This window comes from Novosphingobium sp. GV079 (assembly GCF_003058045.1).
Lineage (GTDB): Bacteria > Pseudomonadota > Alphaproteobacteria > Sphingomonadales > Sphingomonadaceae > Novosphingobium > Novosphingobium capsulatum.
Window position 1 is genome coordinate 96935 of record NZ_QBUE01000004.1, and the last position, 20256, is coordinate 117190.

Annotated in this window: 16 protein-coding genes; 9 read left to right on the top strand and 7 right to left on the bottom strand. The window is 65.6% G+C overall.

What is annotated here, in order from left to right:
• Window positions 1-24 precede the first annotated feature (24 nt).
• The 4 genes from gcvT to gcvPB are packed head-to-tail and all read left to right on the top strand — an operon-like array spanning window position 25 to window position 4478.
• Window positions 25-1194, top strand: a complete 1170-nt coding sequence (gcvT, locus tag C8K14_RS06350; RefSeq protein ID WP_107716076.1) for a glycine cleavage system aminomethyltransferase GcvT — start codon at window positions 25-27, stop codon at window positions 1192-1194.
• The gene (gcvH, locus tag C8K14_RS06355) at window positions 1194-1565 is read left to right on the top strand and encodes a glycine cleavage system protein GcvH (RefSeq protein ID WP_107716077.1); all 372 of its coding nucleotides are present in this window, start codon (window positions 1194-1196) and stop codon (window positions 1563-1565) included. The genes gcvT and gcvH overlap by 1 nt, the downstream gene beginning before the upstream one ends.
• A 4-nt stretch (window positions 1566-1569) precedes the next feature.
• A complete protein-coding gene (gene gcvPA / locus C8K14_RS06360) occupies window positions 1570-2928 on the top strand; it encodes an aminomethyl-transferring glycine dehydrogenase subunit GcvPA (protein WP_107716265.1) in 1359 nt (452 codons plus the stop codon).
• Window positions 2925-4478, top strand: a complete 1554-nt coding sequence (gcvPB, locus tag C8K14_RS06365; protein WP_107716078.1) for an aminomethyl-transferring glycine dehydrogenase subunit GcvPB — start codon at window positions 2925-2927, stop codon at window positions 4476-4478. The genes gcvPA and gcvPB overlap by 4 nt, the downstream gene beginning before the upstream one ends.
• Window positions 4479-4568: 90 nt before the next feature.
• Here the strand turns inward: gcvPB and C8K14_RS06370 are convergent, their stop codons facing one another.
• Both C8K14_RS06370 and C8K14_RS06375 read right to left on the bottom strand, forming a co-directional pair.
• Window positions 4569-4706, bottom strand: coding sequence for an entericidin A/B family lipoprotein (locus C8K14_RS06370; RefSeq protein WP_022676376.1), 138 nt, complete (start codon window positions 4704-4706; stop codon window positions 4569-4571).
• A 107-nt stretch (window positions 4707-4813) separates the two neighbouring features.
• A complete protein-coding gene (locus C8K14_RS06375) occupies window positions 4814-5725 on the bottom strand; it encodes a DMT family transporter (RefSeq protein WP_107716079.1) in 912 nt (303 codons plus the stop codon).
• Between the two features lie 90 nt (window positions 5726-5815).
• Between C8K14_RS06375 and C8K14_RS06380 the strand changes: the two genes are divergently transcribed.
• Window positions 5816-6061 (top strand): hypothetical protein, encoded by a 246-nt coding sequence (locus C8K14_RS06380; RefSeq protein ID WP_107716080.1) that lies wholly within the window; start codon window positions 5816-5818, stop codon window positions 6059-6061.
• A 3-nt stretch (window positions 6062-6064) separates the two neighbouring features.
• Here C8K14_RS06380 and C8K14_RS06385 read toward each other — a convergent pair whose 3' ends face one another.
• From C8K14_RS06385 to C8K14_RS06395, 3 genes are all read right to left on the bottom strand, one after another.
• A complete protein-coding gene (locus C8K14_RS06385; RefSeq protein WP_028657883.1) occupies window positions 6065-7564 on the bottom strand; it encodes a CpaF family protein in 1500 nt (499 codons plus the stop codon).
• A 101-nt stretch (window positions 7565-7665) separates the two neighbouring features.
• Entirely contained in the window at window positions 7666-9237 is a 1572-nt protein-coding gene (locus tag C8K14_RS06390; protein ID WP_107716081.1) for a hypothetical protein, read from the bottom strand.
• Window positions 9238-9448: 211 nt separating this feature from the next.
• Complete coding sequence (locus C8K14_RS06395; protein ID WP_199223695.1) at window positions 9449-10225, bottom strand: winged helix-turn-helix domain-containing protein; 777 nt, start codon at window positions 10223-10225, stop codon at window positions 9449-9451.
• A gap of 373 nt (window positions 10226-10598) precedes the next feature.
• On the opposite strand from C8K14_RS06395, the gene C8K14_RS06400 reads away from it, so the two are divergent.
• The 3 genes from C8K14_RS06400 to C8K14_RS06410 all read left to right on the top strand — a co-directional run bounded on the left by C8K14_RS06400 (window position 10599) and on the right by C8K14_RS06410 (window position 15249).
• Window positions 10599-11921, top strand: coding sequence for an MFS transporter (locus C8K14_RS06400; protein WP_107716267.1), 1323 nt, complete (start codon window positions 10599-10601; stop codon window positions 11919-11921).
• Window positions 11918-14020: an alpha-galactosidase gene (locus tag C8K14_RS06405; RefSeq protein ID WP_107716082.1), complete on the top strand. Its 2103-nt coding sequence runs from the start codon at window positions 11918-11920 to the stop codon at window positions 14018-14020. Before C8K14_RS06400 ends, C8K14_RS06405 begins: the two co-directional genes overlap by 4 nt.
• A gap of 68 nt (window positions 14021-14088) precedes the next feature.
• Window positions 14089-15249, top strand: coding sequence for a glycoside hydrolase family 68 protein (locus C8K14_RS06410; protein ID WP_107716083.1), 1161 nt, complete (start codon window positions 14089-14091; stop codon window positions 15247-15249).
• 27 nt (window positions 15250-15276) lie between these two features.
• Here the strand turns inward: C8K14_RS06410 and C8K14_RS06415 are convergent, their stop codons facing one another.
• Window positions 15277-16245 carry a LacI family DNA-binding transcriptional regulator gene (locus C8K14_RS06415; protein ID WP_233250937.1) on the bottom strand — a complete coding sequence of 323 codons (969 nt, stop codon included), beginning with the start codon at window positions 16243-16245 and terminating at the stop codon, window positions 15277-15279.
• A 323-nt stretch (window positions 16246-16568) separates the two neighbouring features.
• Here C8K14_RS06415 and C8K14_RS06420 point away from each other — a divergent pair, with 323 nt between their 5' ends.
• Window positions 16569-19043, top strand: a complete 2475-nt coding sequence (locus C8K14_RS06420; protein WP_062782828.1) for a TonB-dependent receptor domain-containing protein — start codon at window positions 16569-16571, stop codon at window positions 19041-19043.
• 119 nt (window positions 19044-19162) lie between these two features.
• Here C8K14_RS06420 and C8K14_RS06425 read toward each other — a convergent pair whose 3' ends face one another.
• On the bottom strand, window positions 19163-20092 hold the full coding sequence (locus tag C8K14_RS06425; RefSeq protein WP_022676385.1) for an ROK family protein: 930 nt from the start codon (window positions 20090-20092) through the stop codon (window positions 19163-19165).
• Window positions 20093-20256: the final 164 nt, after the last annotated feature.

Consider the following 20256-nt stretch of genomic DNA (forward strand, 5'->3'; position numbering starts at 1 on the left):
CACCTCTGTGCGGAGTTGAAACTTGTGAGTGACACATACGATCTCGCCCCGATTGCGGGCGAAAAGCCGCTTATCCTCACCCTGCCTCTTGATGCCTGGCACCGCGCACGCGGCGGCCGGATGGTGGAATTCGCCGGCTATCACATGCCGGTGCAGTACGAAGGCATTCTGGCCGAACATCAGTGGACCCGCGCGCATGCCGGGCTATTCGATGTGTCGCACATGGGCCAGCTGGTGCTGCGCGGTGACCATGCTGCGCAGGCGCTTGAGGCCTTGCTGCCCGGCGCGTTCACCACGCTCAAGCCCGGCAAGCAGCGCTATTCGCTGCTGCTGGCGGACGACGGCGGCATCCTTGACGATCTGATCGTGACCAATCGCGGCCCGGATTTCTACGTGGTGGTCAACGGCGCCACCAAGCATGCCGATATCGCCCACATCACCGCGCGCCTGCCGCACGGCGTGACGCTGGACCACCTGGCAGACCACGCGCTGCTGGCGCTGCAAGGACCGGAAGCCGCCCTGGCGCTCGGCGCGTTGGGCCTGGTGCCGGCCGCCGATCCGGCGCGCACGCTTGACAGCCTGGTGTTCATGGAGGCTGCGCCGTTCGTGTGGAACGGGGTGGCACTGGGCGTCAGCCGGTCGGGTTATACCGGCGAGGATGGCTTTGAAATTTCGGTCCATGCTGATCACGCCGTGGCGCTGGCCGATGCCCTGCTGGCCCAGCCGCAGGTCAAGCCGATTGGCCTGGGTGCGCGGGATTCGCTGCGCCTGGAAGCCGGCCTGCCGCTCTATGGCCATGATCTTTCGCCCGATATCGATCCGGTAGAGGCCGATCTCGGCTTTGCCATTCCAGTTCGCCGCCGACTGGCTGACGCTGGTTTCCCCGGCGCGCCACAACTGGCCAAGGCTTTTGCCCAAGGCACCGCGCGGCGCCGCGTGGGCCTGCTGATTGAAGGCCGCATGGCCGCACGCGAAGGCGCCGAGGTGGTGTCAGATGGCCGCACCGTGGGCACCGTCACCTCTGGCGGCTTTGCCCCCAGCCTGGAGCGGCCGATCGCCATGGCCTTCGTCGAAACCGCGCTGGCCGTGCCCGGCACCGCGCTGACCCTTTCCGTGCGCGGCAAGAGCCTTGCCGCCACTGTCGTTTCGCTTCCCTTCCATCCCCATCGTTACGTGCGCAAAGGAGCCGCCTGATGACCCGCTATTTCACCGCTGATCACGAATGGCTTGTGGTTGAAGGCGATGCTGCAACTGTCGGCATCACCGACTATGCGCAGAGCCAGCTGGGCGACATCACCTTTGTCGAACTGCCCGCCGTGGGCGCTGCCCTGGCCAAGGGCGACAGCGCGTCTGTCGTGGATTCGGTCAAGGCCGCTTCGGATGTCTATGCCCCGGTTTCGGGCGCCGTTACCGAAGTTAACCCGGCCCTGGAAGACGCCCCCGAACTGGTCAATTCCGCGCCGGAAGGCGAGGGCTGGCTGTGGCGCATGACGCTGGCCGATGCGGCCCAGCTCGACGGGCTGATGGACGAGGCGGCCTATGTCGCCCATGTCGCGGGGCTTTGACACGATGCGCTATCTTCCCTTGAGCGACCATGATCGTGGCGAGATGCTCGCCACGATCGGGGCTCCCGATATCGACGCGCTGTTTGCTGATGTTCCGGCGGCGGCGCGGCTCTCTGGCCCGATCGCAGGCCTGCCGGGCCATGCCAGCGAAATGGCGGTCGAACGCCATATGGCGCGGCTTTCGGCCGAAAGCCTCACCGCCGGGCAAGTGCCGTTCTTCCTGGGGGCAGGGGCCTATCGCCACCATGTTCCCGCGACGGTCGATCACCTGATCCAGCGCGGCGAGTTTCTCACCGCCTACACCCCCTATCAGCCGGAAATCGCGCAAGGCACCCTGCAGGTGCTGTTCGAATTCCAGACCCAGGTGGCGCGCCTGTTCGGCACCGATGTGGCCAATGCCTCGCTCTACGATGGCTCGACCGCGTGCTGGGAAGCCATCGCCATGGCCGGCCGCATTACCCGCCGCAGCAAGGCGGTGCTTTCGGGCGGCCTGCACCCGCACTACGTGGGAACGGCGCAGACCATGGCGCGCTTTACCGGCGATACGCTGGTAACGGCCAAGCCCGAAGTGTCGGCACAGGCCGATGACGAAGCGCTGATCGCCGCGATCGACGCTGAAACATCGTGCGTGCTGGTACAGTATCCTGATGTGCTGGGCCGCATTCCCGATCTCAAGCGCATTGCCGCGGCCGCGGAGGCCCAGGGCGCGCTGTTGATCGCGGTGGTGACCGAACCGGTTGCGCTGGGCCTGATCGAAAGCCCGGGCACGCTGGGCGCGGATATCGTCGTCGGCGAAGGTCAGTCGCTCGGCGTTGGCCTGCAGTTCGGCGGGCCTTACCTGGGCCTGTTTGGTTGCCGCGAAAAGTACGTGCGCCAGATGCCGGGCCGCCTGTGTGGCGAAACGGTGGATGCCGATGGCAAGCGCGCTTTTGTGCTGACCCTTTCCACGCGGGAACAGCATATCCGGCGCGAAAAGGCGACGAGCAATATCTGCACCAATTCAGGGCTTTGCGCCCTGGCTTTCAGCATTCACCTGAGCTTGCTGGGTGGTGAAGGCCTGGCCCGCATGGCCCGCGCCAGCCATTTGCGCGCGGTCCAGGCGGCCACCGCGCTGGCGGCGCTGCCGGGCGTGGCCGTGGTCAACGCCAGCTATGTCAACGAGTTTGCCATCACGCTGCCGCGCCCGGCGGCCGAGGTGGTGGATGCGCTGGCGGCCCGTCGCGTGTTGGGCGGCGTTGCCCTGTCGCGGCTGGTGCCGGGGCAGGCTGATCTCACCCACGTGCTGCTCGTCGCCACCAGCGAACTCACGACCGATGAAGACATCGCGGCCCTGTGCGCCGCGCTTGCGGAGGTACTGGCATGACTGTTCTGAACCCCGCCGGCTGGCGCCCCGAACTGGGTGACCGCATTCCTGCCGCGCTGGAAGCGCCCGAAACCGTGACCGGCAACCGCGCGCTGCACCTGGAAGAAACGCTGCTGTTCGAAGTGGGGCGGATGGACCACTGCGGCGTTGATTTCGACGACGTACCCGGATCGCCGCTCGCTGGCCTCGCCCTGCGCGCGGCGCCGGTGGACCTGCCGGGCCTGAGCGAGCCGGAGGCGGTGCGCCACTACACCCGCCTCTCGCGCCAGAACTATGCGATCGACCTCGGGCCGTTCCCGCTCGGCAGTTGCACGATGAAGCACAACCCGCGCCTGGACGAAAAGGTCGCGCGGATGCCCGGTTTTGCCGATGTGCACCCGCTGCAACCGGTAGGCACGGTGCAGGGCGCGCTCAAGGTGATCGACGAACTGGCTGACTGGCTGGTCAAGCTGACCGGGATGGCCGCCGTGGCGATGACGCCCAAGGCCGGTGCGCATGGCGAACTGTGCGGCTTGCTAGCGATCCGCGCCGCGCTCGATGCGCGGGGGGACAAGCGCGAGGTGATCCTGGTGCCCGAAAGCGCGCATGGCACCAACCCGGCCACCGCCGCCTTTGCCGGCTTCCAGGTGGAGGCGATCCCCGCCACCGACGATGGCCGCGTCGATACCGCCGCGCTGATCGGCAAGCTCGGCCCGCATGTGGCCGGGGTGATGATCACCAACCCCAACACCTGCGGCCTGTTCGAGCGCGATCTCAAGACCATTGCCGATGCGGTGCATGCCGCTGGCGGCTATGTCTATTGCGATGGCGCCAACTTCAACGCCATCGTCGGCCGGGTGCGCCCGGGCGATCTGGGCGTGGACGCCATGCACATCAACCTGCACAAGACCTTTTCCACGCCACATGGCGGGGGCGGGCCGGGTGCCGGGCCAGTGGTGCTGTCAGACGCACTGGCGCCGTTCGCGCCGCTGCCTTTCGTCACGCCCGGCGCCGATGGCATGCTGCGCCTGGTGGAAGAGGCCGATAGCGCCAGTGAGGCGCCCGAGGCGTTCGGTCGCATGTGCGCGTTCCATGGCCAGATGGGCATGTTCAGCCGCGCCCTGGCCTATATCCTGAGCCACGGCGCCGACGGGCTGGCCCAGGCATCGGGCGACGCCGTGCTCAATGCCAACTATGTGTTGCGCCGGTTGGAGCATGTGCTGCATGCGCCGTTCGCGGCCGCTGGCCCGTGCATGCACGAAGCGCTGTTCAGCGATGATGGCTTTGCCGATGGCTTTGCCACGCTGGACCTCGCCAAGGGCCTGATCGACGAGGGCTATCACCCGATGACGGTCTATTTCCCGCTGGTGGTGCATGGCGCCATGCTGGTGGAGCCGACCGAAACCGAAAGCAAGGCCGGGCTCGACCAGTTCATCATGGCGATGGAAAGCCTGGGTGCGCGCGCCAAGGCGGGTGATCCCGCGCTCAAGTCTGCGCCGCACTTTGCCCCGCGCCGCCGGGTCGATGAAACCCGCGCTGCACGCAAGCCGCGCTTGGTGTGGAACGCCTGAAGCACGCTCCAACGCTTGACAAGAAAACGTAAAAAGGCGCCGCAAGATATTGATCTTGCGGCGCCTTTCCAATTTTTTATCCCGGCGCGATTACTTGCCGTTGATTGCGTCCGAACCGGCCTGGCCAGCAGACTGGATGTCCTTGCCGGCGCCCTTGACGGTGTTGCACGCAGCCGTGCCCAGCAGCAGGCCGCCCATGGCGGCCGCGACGATGATCTTGCGCATCATAGGATTGGCTCCCTTCCTTTTGGGACGAAAGGCTCGAAACATGCCCTTCCGAACGCGCACAGAACGAGCCAATTCGCATGCGGTTCCTTGCCCTAAGGACCCCGCAGTTACGCCATGGCAGAGGCAGTAGCCGGGCTGGCTTGCTGCTGTCGGTGCCGCACATGTTCGCGCCAGGCGATGATCAGCCCTGCCGCAATCACGATCGGCGCACCGATCCAGGTGGCGGCAGGCGGCAGGTGGGCAAAGACCAGCCAGCCCCACAGCGTGGCCCAGCCAAATTGCGAGTAATCCATCACGATCACGCTGGACACCGGGCCGAACCGCAGCGCGGCTGTCATCAGCAATTGCGCGCCTAGGCCGGCCAGGCCAATGCCGCCGAGCATGAGCCAGCCGAGGGCATCATGGTGCACCCCGGTGCGGAACAGGAACAGCGCCAGAAACGGCGCGCTCATCGCGGAAAAATAGAATACCACTGTCAGTGGCTCTTCCGTGCGACCCAGGTCGCGCAACTGGATCGAGACCAGCGCGACCATGAACGCCGCGCCGACGCCAACCGCGACGCCCAGCGCGGGCAGGTGGGTCTGGTTCGGGCCGGCAATGATCACGATGCCCAGCAGGCCCATGGCCACCGCCGTCCACCGCCACGGCCCCACCCGTTCCTTGAGCAGGAGCGCAGAGAGGATCACGGCAAAGACCGGGGCGGTAAAGCCCAGCACGGTCGCCTCGGCCAGGGGCAGGATCTGCACAACGCCGAGCGTAAGGAACATGCCGGCCGTGCCGATCATCGCGCGGCGGAAATGAACCCACGGCCGCGCCGTGCGCAGGCGATGCAGTTGTCCACGCGCACCAAGCCAGCCCAGCAGCATGAGCGCCGGCAGCGTCTGCCGCCAGAACATGGTTTCGTGCAGCGGCATGCCACGTTCGCCGGTCAGCTTGACCAGCACCAGCATGGTCGACAGCATGGCCATTGCCACCAGGCGCAGGCCCAGGGCCAGAAAGGGTCTTTCACGAGACGGCATGGCCCGCGCGCCTAGGCGCAGGGCGATGCGAGTGCAAGGCTTGTCGATCGCGGGGTTGCATCGTGCCGGCGCTGCGGCCATGGCGCCGCCATGATCGAACGGTGGCGCACGATAGACTGGCAGCAGGTGTGGCAGGGGCCGTGGCAAGCCGTGGCGGCCGTTGGCAGCGTGCTGCTGGCGGTGGCGATCGTGGCGCTAGTGGCCGAACGGCGGCGCAGCAAGCGTGCCGATCTCGATCGCGTGGGCTGCATGCCCTGGACGATGATCTATGCCCTGTGTTTTTTCATGGCCTGCGTGCTGCTGGGCGGTGCCTTGCGCGCCGCCCTGGCAAGCTGACGATCAGAGGCACGCTTCCAGGAACGCCTGATCAAACCCGAACTGACGCGCCTTTTCCAGGGTATAGGGGCGCAGGCCGGACGGGCGAAACTCGCCGATGATCTTGCCCTCTTCGGTTTCGTCGAGATATTCGAACTTGAACAGTTCCTGCGTCACGATCACGTCGCCTTCCATCCCGATCACCTCGGTGATGTTGGTCGTACGGCGGGAACCGTCGCGCAGGCGCTTGACCTGAACGATCAAGTCGACGCTTTCGGCAATCTGGCGGCTGATCGCTTCCTTTGGGATCTTGATGTCGCCCATCAGGATCATGTTTTCCATACGGCCCAGGCATTCGCGCGGGCTGTTGGCGTGCAGCGTACACATCGAGCCATCGTGGCCGGTGTTCATCGCCGCCAGCAGGTCAAAGCATTCCGCGCCGCGAATTTCGCCCAGGATAATGCGGTCAGGGCGCATACGCAGCGCGTTCTTGACCAGATCGCCGATGGTGATCGCGCCCTGGCCTTCCAGGTTCGGCGGGCGGGTTTCCAGCGGCAGCCAGTGCGGCTGTTGCAGGCGCAGTTCGGCCGCGTCTTCGATCGTCAGCACGCGCTCGCCCGGGTCGATCATCTTGGACAAGGCGTTGAGCATCGTGGTTTTCCCCGAGCCCGTGCCCCCGGAAATCACGATGTTCATGCGGCACGCGCCGGCGATTTTCAGCGCCGTGCACATCTTGTCGCTCATCGAGCCGAAATCGCGCAGCATATCGAGCGTGATCGGCTTTTCGGAAAACTTACGAATGGAGATCGCCGTGCCGCGCAATGAAAGCGGCGGCACTATCACGTTGACGCGGCTGCCATCCTTGAGGCGGGCGTCGGCCAGCGGCGTGGTCTGGTCGACGCGGCGGCCGACTTGGTTGACGATGCGCTGGGCGATCTGGAACAGGTGGCTTTCATCGCGAAAGCGGATCGGCGCGAGCTGCAGCTTGCCCTTCTTTTCGATGTAGGTCTGTTCCGGCCCGTTGACCATGATGTCGGACACGTCGGGATCGTTGAGCAGTTCCTCCAGCGGCCCGAACCCGAGCAGTTCGTCGATCAGCACCTTTTCCAGCGCGAATTGCTCGCGCCGGTTGAGCGTCACTTTCAGTTCGGCCAGCACTTCCATGATGATCGGGCGGAATTCTTCCGACAGTTCATCCTTGGTCAGCGTTGCGGCGGCTTCGGGATCGACACGTTCGAGCAGGCGCGGCAGCACCTGTTCCTTGATCTTGTGGACCGACGCCTCGAAGCCTTCGGCCTGGTAGGTGTTGTCCACCACGCCGTTGATGCGTTCGGCCAGGCGGCTCATCGCATCGGCATGCTTGCCGCCCATGTCATCGTTGGCGCCGGGCAGAGGGCTTGCTTCGACAAAGCCAGCGGGCACGGCCGTTGCGGCTTCGCCAGTTTTCATCGGCCGGGCAACGCCGAACGAGGGGCGCGCGGCGGTGGCTCCACCCAAACCTGTCTTCCGGCCAAAAGCGCTCATGCGTCTTTTCCTGTCAACTCGTTCTTCCGGGGCCGTAGCCCGACAATGGTCAGGAACGGCTTTTCAGACGTAGTGAATACGAGGGAAACCTTCAGGATTCCCTAAAAACGGACAAAAGGCCGCAATGGCGCCGTACATGGCGGTGTTGCCTGGCCGCGCGGCGGCAATCCTTCACCAACTCTATAGAAATGAAAGGCTTGGCCATCCAATCCGGCCGGGACGTCGCCGATCCGCCGAATCAGGGGCGGCATGTCGGGCAGGGAAAAGTCACTCAGGAGATAAAAGCTGCCTTCGTGTTTCGCCGTGCTGGCCAGCGCGCGATAGAACTGCGCGCCATCGACCAGCTTTTGCGGTTCGGGATTGTTCCAGCGGGTAAAACTTTGCGTGCAGCGCTTGCCCAGGCGTTGAAATGGCATGCCGCTCAGCCCCGAAATTCCCTCGCCCGCGCTTTCCGGAAAAGCCAGCCAGCGTTCCTGGCTCAGGTTATGAGACGCGATCCAGGCGGAGGCGCGATCGCTGTTGTTGAACGGCATGATCAGGGCGGCCACGGCCATGAACAGGCCACACCCTGCCACAAGCCATAGCCACGCGCGCATCCACACGCCAGGGCCGGGCCCCCCGGCAAGGGCTTGGCGCCAGACCATCGCCACCAGCAGTAGCGTGCAGAGCATGAGATGGCGGATCGAAAGGGCATAGACCCCCACGCTGAACACAAGGGTAAAGCCCACGAAAGCGGCGAGCACTACGCGGTCGGCCCAGCGGCCGCGCAGTTGCGTCCATGCCATGGCGGTCAGCGCGAACAGGGCCAGTGCGCCCAATAGCGCAGGCGGTGGCTGATCCCATTCCGGGCGCAGGCCATGCCACTGCAGCGGCAGCCCCTGTGCGCTCATCCCTGCCAGCCAATCGACCAGGCGGGCAAACGGGCCATGCTGGGTGATGGCAGGCGCCACGTCGGGCGCGGGGCGCACCCACCATGCTGCCAACAGGCCCGAGGCGATCCACCCGCCCAGCCAGCCCAGCGGCGCGCGCCGTTCGGCCCAGCGCCAACCGACGAATATGAACGACAGCACCCCGAACAGGAAATCACACTGCGGCAACAGCACGATGAACGGCCAGGCCCAATGCCCTCGCCGCCACAGCGCCAACGCGAGAAAAACGCAGGCCGCGCCCAATGTCAGGCTGCGCGACACGGTAAAGAATTCGAACAGCACGAATTCCGACAGGGCCAGGCACAACCGCTGGCTGCGCGCAAAGGGTGCAGCTAGCAGGATGGCAAGCTGGCCCGGAACCGCAATCAGGGCGGCTGCCACCGGCAGGATCAGCAATGGCGCAGATAGAAAGTGCGCCAGACCGCGCAGGATCGCGTACCACAGCGGGGGATGACCTTCATAGCGCAGCGCGGCAAGCAGATCGGGCCAGGTTGGCGTCTGCACCGCGATCAACACGGCCTGCCATTCGTCCAACCAAGGTTTGTGCGTGATGATCAGCAGGATTTGCAGGGCGATAACCGCGCAAATCGCGCCGGTCCACGCAACGGTTGTGGCCAAGGCTGCGTTGATGGAGCGATCCATCGCCAAGGTCGTGCGGGCTATCCAGGCCAGCACCCGCGCCAACAGCGGCGCCCGCGCGCAAAGCCAGGGTGCGATCGTGTCGCCGCCGTGGATCTGCGTCATGCCCCGTCTGCCCCTTTTTGTCCGTCGCTATGGCTAGGGCGGGAATAAAAGGATGGAGGCCAAGGAATGGTTAACGCACGCTTGCTGGCGACATGCGCAAACGCGAACCGGGCTGCACCGCCTGGCGATGCAGCCCCGTTCCAAGCCTTCCAGGACGCAGCAGCGCGGAGGGACGCGGCGCCAGGTCTTGGGGTGTTGCGTCAGTTTGCGGTCAGATGCGGGCCGCGAACAGATAGCCTTCGCCACGGACCGTGCGGATCAGCGCGCCGCCGCCGTGGCGCACCAGCTTGGCACGCAGGCGCGAAACGGCGACATCGATGGCGCGGTCAAACGCTTCGGCTTCGTCGCCATGGACCAGGCGCAGCAGTGCTTCGCGGCTGACGACTTGGCCGGCATGGACGGCCAGGGCATGGAGCAGCTTGAATTCGCCGCTGGTCAGGTCAACGTCGCGGCCAGCGGCATCGCGCACCACATAGAACGTGGGATCGAGCACCCAGCCGGCAAAGGTCAGCACCGGAGTGGCAGCGGCGCGCGCGGTGGCGGCATGGCCACGGCGCAGCACCACGCGCAGGCGGGCGAGCAGTTCGCGCGGATTGAACGGCTTGGCGAGATAATCGTCAGCGCCCAGTTCAAGGCCGACGATGCGATCGATGTCGCTTGCCACGGCCGACAGCAGCATGACCGGCGGCGTGCCGGGCTGTTCGGCCATTTCGCGCAGCAGGCCCAGCGAATCCTCGCCGCGGGCCATGACATCAAGGATCACCGCATCGATCGGTTCCTGCGACACCAGCTGGCGCAGTTCCGCGCCATTGGCCACCGGCACCACGTGCATGCCCTGGCCTTCCAGGTATTCACGCAGCATGTCGCGGGTCTGCTGATCTTCGTCGAGCAGGGCGATGCGGGCATCGTGGGTGCGGCGCATGGCGGGTTCATAACCGTTGGCCGGAGCGGGTGCGGTGATCATCGCGTCGTTGCGGGCAAAGCGCATGGCACCGGCGGGATTTGGGCGGAGTTCGGAGTGTGCAAGGGGCATTCGTCAGGGTCCATCAGTGGGAGGGGAGGGATGAGGGACACCGGCTTAACGAGGGGCGTGGCAAAACCCTTCGCGGCAAGTTTCTTTTTCTTGCGGTTCGCGCGGCTTTCGTGCCGAAGATCGACGAGCTCATTTTGCAATCGATTGTTGTAAGGGCGCATTGTCTGTGCCATGGTGCACGCGAAGGGCCGGTGAAGCCCCTTGGGAGAGCGTCATGGAATTTGCCCGCAATCAGGCCGAAACTCCGCCAGGCAGCACGGTGCCGGCCAGCGGTTGCGTGGCATCGGGATCTGCGCGGCCGCGTCTGTCCCTGGCGCGCATCCTGGAAATGAACCTGGGCTTCCTGGGTCTGCAATTCAGCTTCGGCCTGCAGCAGGGCAACATGGGCCCGATCTACAGCTATCTTGGCGCCAACGAAGCGCAGCTTCCGCTACTTGGCCTGGCCGGGCCGATCACCGGCCTGCTGGTGCAGCCGCTGATTGGGGCGCTGTCTGATCGCACCGCCAGCCGCTGGGGCCGCCGCACGCCCTATTTTCTGATCGGGGCTGTGCTCTGCGCCCTCGGGCTGTTCATCATGCCGCTGTCTTCTTCGGTGCTGATGGCCGCGTCGCTGCTCTGGCTGCTCGACGCTGGTAACAACATCACCATGGAACCCTACCGGGCCTATGTCTCCGACCGGCTCAATCCCAACCAGCGGCAAACCGGGTTTCTGTCGCAAAGTGCATTTACCGGCCTGGCGCAGATGCTGGCGTTTCTGACGCCCTCGATCCTGGTCGGCCTGGGCATGAACCAGGATTGGGTCGATGCCCATGGCATTCCCTATACCGTGCGGGTGGTGTTCACGCTCGGCGCGGTCCTGTCGCTGGTGACCATTCTGTGGTCGGTCTGGCGCGTGCCGGAATTGCCGCTGACACCGCAGGAACGCGCGCATATCGAGGCAGCGCCCAGGGGCTTTGGCGCGGCGCTGGCCGAGATTGCCGACGCCATCCGCACCATGCCGGTCGCCATGCGCAAGCTTGGGCTGATGAGCCTGTTCCAGTGGTCGGCGATGTCGGGCTATTGGCTCTATGTCACCTATTCGATCGCGCGGACGGTCTATCACACCGCCGATGCACATAGCTCGGCGTTCCATAGCGCGGTGCTGACCAATGGCGAAATGGCCGCGTTCTATAACGGCATCTCGTTCGTCACTGCCTTTGCCATGGTGCCGCTGGTGCGCCGGATCGGCCCGGGACCGCTGCACGCGCTGTGCCTGCTGGCGGGAGGCCTCGGCATGCTGGCGCTGCCGCACATTACCGACAAGGCGTTGCTATTCGTGCCGGCGGTGGGCGTGGGTCTTGCCTGGGGCAGCATCATGGGCAACCCCTATGCCATCCTCACCAATTCCATCCCGCCGGCCCGCACCGGGGTCTATATGGGCATTTTCAACATGATGATCGTGATCCCCATGTTGCTGTTTGCGGTGGTGATGAGCGAGTTGGACCTGGGCTTCATCAAGCTGGGGCTGGGTGTCTATTCCCATGTGCTGCATGGCGATCCGGGCAACATGCTGTCGCTGTGCGGCGCACTGTTGATCGCGGCGGCACTGTCCGTCCTGTGGGTGCGCGAAGGGCGCGCCCATGCCGTGGCCCAGGCGCAAGCCCTGGCATGAGCGGCATGTTTGCCTTGAACAGTGGCGATGCGGCAATCGTGCTGGAGCCGCGCGAGGGCCGCGCTCCCATGTGGCGCCATTGGGGCGCGGCGGTGGATGTTGCTGGCCTGCCGCCGCTGGCGGACACGCGCGGCGCGGCATCGTTTTCGTTTGACGAAGACGTCCCGTTCGATAGCGCCCCGGTGGGCGGGCTGGGCTGGTTCGGCCCGGCTGCGGTGGAACTGCGTGATGCCACCGGGGCCGGCATGGTGGTCTCGTGGACCAACAGCGATGTTGCCCGCACTGACGACGGGCTGGTGATCTGCCTCGATGATACGGTGCAGGGCGTGCGCCTGGTGCAGACCATCGCCGCCGATGGCCTTGGTGGCTTTCGCATGAGTGCCACGCTGACCAATACCGGGCCTGCGCCGATCCAGCTCGATTGGCTGGCCAGCGCCGTGCTGCCGCTGCCGGGCGATGCCGCGCAGCTGGTGTCCTGGCGCGGGCGGCACAATGCCGAACTGGTGGAGAAGGTCGAGCCCTTGCCGGCGCATGCCTGGCAGCGCGAAGGGCGGCGCGGCATTGCCGGCCATGGCGGCCCGGCCGGGCTGTTCGTGCTGGGCGAGGGGGCAGGGCATGCCACGGGCCCGGTTCATGCGCTGCAACTGTGCTGGTCAGGCGACAGCCTGATCCGGGTGGAGCGCGATGACGAAGGGTTCTTCATCGCCATGGCTGGCGCGCGCCTGGCACCGGGCGAGGTGGTTCTGGCCCCCGGCGCCAGCTGGCACGCGCCCGATGTGTTGGCAGCCTGGTCCAGCTACGGGCGCAACGGCGCCACGGCGGTGTTCCATGCGGCGGTGCGCGCCATGGTGCGCTGGCCCGGCGGCATGATGGCGCCGCGCAAGGTTCATCTCAATTCGTGGGAAGCCTGTTATTTCGATCATGACGAGGCGCGCATCCTCGCCCTGGCCGAAGCCGCCGCGCAGATCGGCATAGAGCGCTTCGTGCTCGATGATGGGTGGTTTGTGGGGCGCAACGACGATACGGCTGGGCTGGGCGACTGGACGCCCGATCCAGCCAAGTATCCGCAAGGCCTGGCGCCGCTGGCGCACCGGATCATTGCCACCGGCATGGAATTCGGGCTGTGGGTCGAGCCGGAAATGGTCAACCCCGACAGCGATCTCTATCGCGCTCATCCCGATTGGGCACTGGCATTGCCTGATCGTGCGCGGCCCACGGCCCGCAACCAGCTGGTGCTGGATCTGTCCCAGGCAGCGGTGCGTGACTATCTGTTCGATTGCCTCGATCGCCTGCTCCGCGAGGTGCCGATCAGCTATCTGAAATGGGACCACAACCGCGATCTGGCCCCGGCCGGTGGCGCGTCCCAGGTGCGCGGGCTGTACGACTTGCTGGCCCGCTTGCGCGCCGCCCATCCCGGCGTCGAGATAGAGGCCTGTGCCGGTGGTGGCGGGCGCAGCGACGCCGGCATGGCGCCCTATGTCCACCGCTATTGGACCAGCGACAATATCGATGCCGTCAGCCGCGTGGATATCCAGCGCGGGTTCCTGGCTTTCCTTCCACCCGAGATGATGGGCAGCCACGTGGGGGCCAGTCCGGCCCATGCCACGGGCCGGGCGCAGGCCCTGGCGTTTCGCGCCGCCGTGGCCATGCCGGGGCATTTCGGTGTGGAGATGGACCCGCGCACGCTTGACGCGCAAGAGCGGGATGAACTGGCCGGTTGGATCGGGTTTCACCGCACGTGGCGCGATCTGCTGCATGGCGGGCAGGTATGGCTGGGCGAAGGCCCCGATGGCCTGGTGTGGCAGGCGCAGGGCAGCGCCCAGGCGCAATTGTTGTTTGCCATTCGCCGCGCGCCCGCCGCTGATCGTCGGCCACAGCCGCTGCGCTTGCCGCATCTGGCCGGGCAGGGGGCATGCAAGGTGCGCCTGCTGCGCCTGGCCGGTGGCACTGGTGGCCACGCCGCCCCAACCACCCCGCTCCATCGTGCCATGGTGGATGCGCCGGTAACGCTGGCGGGCAGCTGGCTGGCCCATGCCGGGTTGCCGATGCCGCCGATGAATGCTCAGACCGTGGCGATCTTTCATATCGAGGCCGGGTGAATGACCTGGCCGCTTTACACCCTCCACCCTTCCTCGCGCGCCTGACGCGCCAACCAGCACGAGGTCGCATGTCCGCCGATCGTCCTTCTTTCCAGCCCGATGCGCAAACGATTGCTCACCCGGTCACCCGGCAGCCGAGCCGCTGGGAGCCGCACGGCTATGACCCCGTGCCCGAAATTCCGCTGGTGACGGCGGCGGATGTCGCGCCGATCATGCCGGGCCTCGATCTGTGGGATTGCTGGCCGCTGGCGCACGAAGACGGGCGCACGGCGGTGCATGCCGGGCGCACCTGGTGGTTCTTCCTCAGCGCGCCGTGCTTCCCCGATCCGGTGCAGCGGCACGACGTGGCACGTATCCGCCTGCTGTCGCACGGCGCGGATGGCTGGCGCGATCATGGCAACGCCTTGCCCGATGGGCTCAACCCCGGCAGCCGCGAATGGGCCGGCTGCGCCGTGGTGATGGATGACGGCGTTTCGGTGACGCTGTTCTACACCGTGGCCGGTCGCCAGGGCGGGGCCTTTTCCTATGAGCAGCGCCTGTTCTCAGTGCCCGGCACGCTGGGCGCGGATGGCCCGGGGCAGTGGCAGGCCCCGCAGGAGATCGTTGCCGCCGATGGCTTCCGCTATATTGCCGATCGCCAGGAAATCACCAATCCCGAGCCTGGTTCGATCAAGGCGTTCCGCGATCCGGCGTGGTTCCGTGATCCGGCCACCGGCCAGCGTCACATCGTCTTTACCGGCAGCGCAGCCTGGACCGACAACCCGCACAACGGGCTGGTGGGCCTGGCCACGCTGAGCGATGCCGGCTGGCTGCTGGAAGATCCGCTGGTCGAGGCGATCGGCACCAACAACGAAATGGAGCGCCCCTGCGTGGTATGGCGCGACGGGCGCTATTACCTGTTCTGGTCCACCCAACGGCATACTTTTGCTCCTGGCGCCGTCGATGGGCCCAACGGCCTTTATGGCATGGTGGCCGACAGCCTCACCGGCCCGTGGCGCCAGATCAACGGCAGTGGCCTGGTTGCCCCCAATCCGGCCGGCGAGCCCGGCCAGACCTATAGCTGGTGGGTGACGGGCGAAGGCGCGGTGTGGAGCTTCATCGACTATTGGGGCATGAACGGACGCAAGCTGGCCGATCATCCCGAACTGCTGCGCGCCCAGTTCGGTGGCACGCCGGCGCCGGTGTTCCAACTGGCGTTCGACGGGGATCGCGTCACCGTCGCGGCCTGAACCTGGCGGCTTGGCCCCCCGTGCTGGTCAGGCGCTTTCGCGCACGACCAGTTCGGGGGCCATGATCGTTGATGGGGTTTCCACGCCGGCGATGCGCTGGGTCAAGAGGTCGACCATCGCGCGCGCGCCGCCAGCGATATCCTGGCGCACGGTGGTAAGCTGCGGCACGGTCTGCGTGGCGATCGGCACATCGTCAAACCCGGTCACGGCCACATCGTGGGGCACACGCACGCCACGCTCGTGCAGCAGGCGCAACGTGGTCATCGCGATCACGTCAGACGCGCAGACGATGCCGTCGATCTGGCCAGCGAACTGCTCAAGGTGCCCGGCCACCTGTTCGGGGATTTCCTCGTTGGACAGATGGGTGGAACAGGCCACGAGCGGCGTGGCCCCCGCGCACGCCGCCACGGCATCCTGAGCCCCGGCCAGGCGATCGGCGATTTCCGGCGCGCCGGTATCGCCAAAGAACACGAGCTTGCGCTTGCCCTGGTCGAGCAGGCGCTGCGCCGCCAGGCGGCCGCCCAGGCGGTTGTCGGTGCCCACGGTGCAATGGATCTGCCCGTCACGGTGGCTGCCCCACACTACCATCGGCAGATAGCGTTCTGCCACCCGCTCGATCGCCTCCATCTGGTTGGACTGGCCGATCACCAGGGCGCCATCGAGCATGCCGGAATCGACGATGCGATCCAGCCATTCGTCATCGCCCGGGATCACGCGCGACAGCATCAGGTCGTGCCCGCTTTCCGTCAGCGCATCGGCCAAGTGCCCAAACAGCGTCATGAAAAACGGATCGGAAATGTGTTGGCGGCGCTCGTGGCCGAGCGGGATGACCACGCCGATCACGCCGGTGCGCTGCGTGCGCAGGCGGCGGGCCATCTGGTTGGGCCGGAACCCATGTTCGCGGGCGATGGCCTGGATGCGCTCGCGCGTTTCGGCGTTGACCAGGCTCTTGCCGGCCAGCGCGCGCGAAACAGTGCCGGCCGAAACACCGGCCATGCGTGCAAGTTCCGCAATGTTGCGGATCCTGGGTTTGCTTGCCTCTCTTACGGTCTTTTCGTTGGACGTTTCGGTCATGGCCACGCTTTTAGCTGGGGGAACCCTGAAAGCAAGGTAGAGCAGGCAACTTAAAGCCCTGCAACGCCGGGCTTCGAGGCGATGGGTGATGCAGCGATGCCACAGCCCGAAGCAAAGTGATAGCCGACGATGCAATCCATTGCATAGCGCGCAAATGCGCATTGCAAACGATTGTAGTGCTGCGTATCAGGCTATTTATCGATTCCCGCTCCGCATGTGGGAACGTGTTCATGGGAGAGTACCTGATGAAGCCGTCCGCTTTTCTGTCGTGCGCGTCGCTCGCCGCCCTTGCCGGTGCGCTGATTGCCACGCCCGCCCTGGCGCAGGATGCCCAGCCGGCCGCGACCCCCGCCGATGACGCCGCCGATGTCGCCCCGATCGTGGTGACCGCCGCTGCCGGCGGCAAGTCTGCCCAGCTTTCGTCGATCTCGGTGTCGCAGATCAACCAGGAAGCGGTCACCAACTTCACCCCGCGCTCGCAGGCCGAAGTGCTGCGCACGATCCCCGGCCTCAACGTGCAGGACACCGCCGGCCCGGGCGGCAACGCCAACATCGGCGTGCGCGGCATCCCGGTCTCCACCGGCGGTTCGGAATATGTCGGCCTTCAGGAAGATGGCCTGCCGGTCACCCTGTTCGGCGACATCCAGTTCGGTAACAACGACTACTGGGTGCGCTTTGACAACAACGTGAACCGCGTGGAAGCGGTGCGCGGCGGTTCGGCCTCCACCTTCTCCAGCCAGGCGCCCGGCGCGGTCATCAACTACGTGTCCAAGACCGGCGAGCATGACGGCGGCGAAATCGGCCTGAGCCAGGCGCTCAACTATCGCGAAACCCGCGTCGATTTCGATTACGGCGGCCACCTGTCCGACAGCGTGCGCTTCCACCTGGGCGGCTATGCGATCGATGGCAACGGCCCGACGCACCTGCCGTACAAGGCGCAGAGCGGCTATCAGATCAAGGGCAACATCACCAAGGACTTTGACGACGGCAAGGGTTACATCCGCTTCAACTTCAAGCGGTTGGACGACAAGGAACCGACCTTTACCTCGATGCCCAGCCTGGTGACGCTCTCGGGCAACAAGATCACCGGCTACAGCACGTTCGACGGCGTCGACGCGCGCAAGTATGCCTCCACCGGCATCTACAACCAGAACTTCCAGATCCTTGATGCCAACGGCAACGTGCGCACCGTGGCGATGGAAGGCATTCACCCGGTCGCCACCGCGCTGGGCGGCGAATTCCACTACGAATTCACCCCGGCCTTTACCGTGACCGACAAGGCCCGCTGGACCTCGATGAGCGGCACCTTTGCCAACCAGTGGACCGGTGAAGCCACCGCTGCCTCGCTCGCGGGTCTGGGCACGCTGCGCTATGCCGCCGGCCCCAACGCCGGCCAGGTCTATAACGGCCGTTTCGTCAGCAACAGCGCGCAGGCCTATGTCGACATGAAGGATGTCGGCAGCCTGGTGAACGACCTGACGTTCAGCGGCAAGTTCGACGTGGGTGACGGCGCCAAGGTCAAGGCCAATGCCGGTTGGTTCCACATGCGCCAGACCGTGGCGATGGATTGGCGCATCAACAACGCCACCCAGACTCTGAATGGTTCGAGCAATCCCGTTCCGCTCGACCTGTTCGATGCTGCCGGCAACCAGCTGACCGCGCAGGGCCTGACCGGCTTCAACAACCAGTGGGGCGGCTGCTGCGGCGGGCGTTCGTATGACGTCAGCTACACCGACGATGCGCTTTATGGTCAGCTCGAAGGCCAGGTTGGCCACCTCAACCTCGATGGCAGCGTGCGCTATGACAGCGTGAAGGCATCGGGTGCGGCCTATGCGCCGCAGGCCGTGGGCAACGTGACGGTTACCGACGCGCTCGGCTCGGCCTCGATCCCGGCCTACAACACCAAGTCCACCCCGGACAACGTGCTGAACTACACCAAGAGCTATGTCAGCTGGTCGTTCGGCGCGCTTTATGAAGTGAGCAACGACACTAGCGTGTTCGTCCGCGTCAGCCGCGGTGGCCGCTTCAACGCCGATCGCCTGCTGTACAACAACGCCAACTTTACGGCTGATGGCAAGCTGACGGCCGGTGGCGATCACCTGTCGGTCAACTATGTCAGCCAGCAGGAACTGGGCCTCAAGCAGCGCGGCAACGTGGGTGGCGGTCGCTATCACGCCGAAGTCACGCTCTATCGGGCGCAGGTGAAGGAAAGCAATTACGACTTCACCGCTCCTTCGCGCGGGGAAAGCCCGTTCATCGACGCGATCTACCACTCCTATGGCGTGGAAGCCTCGGGTGGCGTGTCGGCGGGCCACTTCTCGCTCGACGGCTATGTGGTCTATACCCATGCCGAAAACGTCGGCACCAAGACCACCCCGGTCGCCATGCCGAAGTGGACCTGGCTGGTCTCGCCCAGCTATGACGCAGGCGTTGCCGCCATCGGTTTCTCGGCCAGCGGCCAGTCCAACTTCCTGGTTTCGGGTGGTTACACCGCGCCGGGCCGCACGTTTGTGAACGGCTTCGTCAAGGTTCGCCCGGCCGACAAGCTGGAAGTGAGCTTCAACGTCAACAACCTGTTCAACACGCTCGGCTACCGCGCCAACAACGGTTCGATCGCCGTGGGCCCGGGCACGGCCGGCCTGTCTGCCAACCAGGCGATCTTCGACAACAGCGCCATGCTGGGCCGCACGATGAGCGCTTCGGTTCGTTACAAGTTCTGATCCACGGGAGGGCGGCCGGGGACATTCCCGGCCGCCTTTCTCATGACAGCTGAACAGCAAAAAGCCCGGCAAGGTCAGACCTTGCCGGGCTTTTTGCATGCGCCGTGCGGCAGGCGGGATCAGCCCGGCAGGGCCACGTCCAGCGCCTGGCAGCCCAGCGCGATCGCGCCGGTGATGCCGGCATCGTCGCCCAGGCCTGGCGTGACGATGTAGGTTTCCAGCCCAGCATCGAGGCGCGGGTGGCTGACATAGCCGTTGAGCTTGGCTTCGGTCTGGCGGCGAACTGATTCCACCAGGCCCGGCGCCTTCATCACGCCGCCGCCGAAAATCAGGCGATCGGGCATGTGCAGCAGCACCAGGCTTGCCGCGAGGTGCGCGATATAGCCGCCGATCAGATCGATCGCCGCGCTGTCACCGGCCAGCTGGTCCAGGCTCTTGCCCCAGCGCTTTTCGATCGCCGGACCCGATGCCAGGCCTTCCAGGCAATCACCGTGGTAGGGGCACGATCCTGCGAACGGATCAAGCGTGCGGTCGTGCGGGGGCAGGATATGCCCGCTTTCAAAGTGGGAAATGCCCATCAGCGAGCGGCCATGGCTGACCACGCCGGTGCCCACGCCGGTGCCGATAGTGGTATAGGCCAGCGTGCGGCAACCCTGGCCCGCGCCCTTCATCCATTCGCCCAGGCAGGCCCCGTTCACATCGGTATCGACCACGATCGGCGCGCCGAAGCTGCCCAGCACATCGTGGAAACGCGCGCCCTGCCAGCCCGGCTTGGGCGTGGTGGTGAACGTGCCATAAGTGGGCGAGGTGGGATCGATGTCGATCGGGCCGAAGCTGGCAACGCCAAAGGCGGCGACGGGGCCATGCTCTTCCTGCGCGGCGGCAAAGAAATCGGCCAGCGCGGGGAAGCAGGTTTCGGGCGTTTGCGTGGGAATGCGCGTGCGCGCCAGGATTTCGCCTTCCGGGGTGGCGAGTGCGGCGATGAACTTGGTTCCGCCTGCCTCGATCGCACCGATCAGGGGGGCACCGTTGAGCGGGGCAGCAGGCATTATTTCTCCCTTTGGATCGCACAAATCGGACGGTCCTTGAAGGCGTGATGCCAGTATGGTCAACCTCTTTGCAATCGAATTATCACGAAAACGGCGCGATCATGCGCGCGGCAGGAAATTGCGCGCGCTACCATGGCCAGGCATGGAAACGTGCTTGGCAGTGC

Coding starts and splice junctions, on each gene's coding strand:
- C8K14_RS06385 (WP_028657883.1), bottom strand. CDS start 7,564: ATGAGCGCTTTTGGCCGGAAGACAGGTTTGGGTGGAGCCACCGCCGCG.
- C8K14_RS06375 (WP_107716079.1), bottom strand. CDS start 5,725: ATGCCGTCTCGTGAAAGACCCTTTCTGGCCCTGGGCCTGCGCCTGGTG.
- gcvH (WP_107716077.1), top strand. CDS start 1,194: ATGACCCGCTATTTCACCGCTGATCACGAATGGCTTGTGGTTGAAGGC.
- C8K14_RS06380 (WP_107716080.1), top strand. CDS start 5,816: ATGATCGAACGGTGGCGCACGATAGACTGGCAGCAGGTGTGGCAGGGG.
- gcvPA (WP_107716265.1), top strand. CDS start 1,570: ATGCGCTATCTTCCCTTGAGCGACCATGATCGTGGCGAGATGCTCGCC.
- C8K14_RS06420 (WP_062782828.1), top strand. CDS start 16,569: ATGAAGCCGTCCGCTTTTCTGTCGTGCGCGTCGCTCGCCGCCCTTGCC.
- C8K14_RS06410 (WP_107716083.1), top strand. CDS start 14,089: ATGTCCGCCGATCGTCCTTCTTTCCAGCCCGATGCGCAAACGATTGCT.
- gcvPB (WP_107716078.1), top strand. CDS start 2,925: ATGACTGTTCTGAACCCCGCCGGCTGGCGCCCCGAACTGGGTGACCGC.
- C8K14_RS06395 (WP_199223695.1), bottom strand. CDS start 10,225: ATGCGCTTTGCCCGCAACGACGCGATGATCACCGCACCCGCTCCGGCC.
- C8K14_RS06390 (WP_107716081.1), bottom strand. CDS start 9,237: ATGACGCAGATCCACGGCGGCGACACGATCGCACCCTGGCTTTGCGCG.
- C8K14_RS06370 (WP_022676376.1), bottom strand. CDS start 4,706: ATGATGCGCAAGATCATCGTCGCGGCCGCCATGGGCGGCCTGCTGCTG.
- C8K14_RS06400 (WP_107716267.1), top strand. CDS start 10,599: ATGAACCTGGGCTTCCTGGGTCTGCAATTCAGCTTCGGCCTGCAGCAG.
- C8K14_RS06415 (WP_233250937.1), bottom strand. CDS start 16,245: ATGGCCGGTGTTTCGGCCGGCACTGTTTCGCGCGCGCTGGCCGGCAAG.
- C8K14_RS06405 (WP_107716082.1), top strand. CDS start 11,918: ATGAGCGGCATGTTTGCCTTGAACAGTGGCGATGCGGCAATCGTGCTG.
- C8K14_RS06425 (WP_022676385.1), bottom strand. CDS start 20,092: ATGCCTGCTGCCCCGCTCAACGGTGCCCCCCTGATCGGTGCGATCGAG.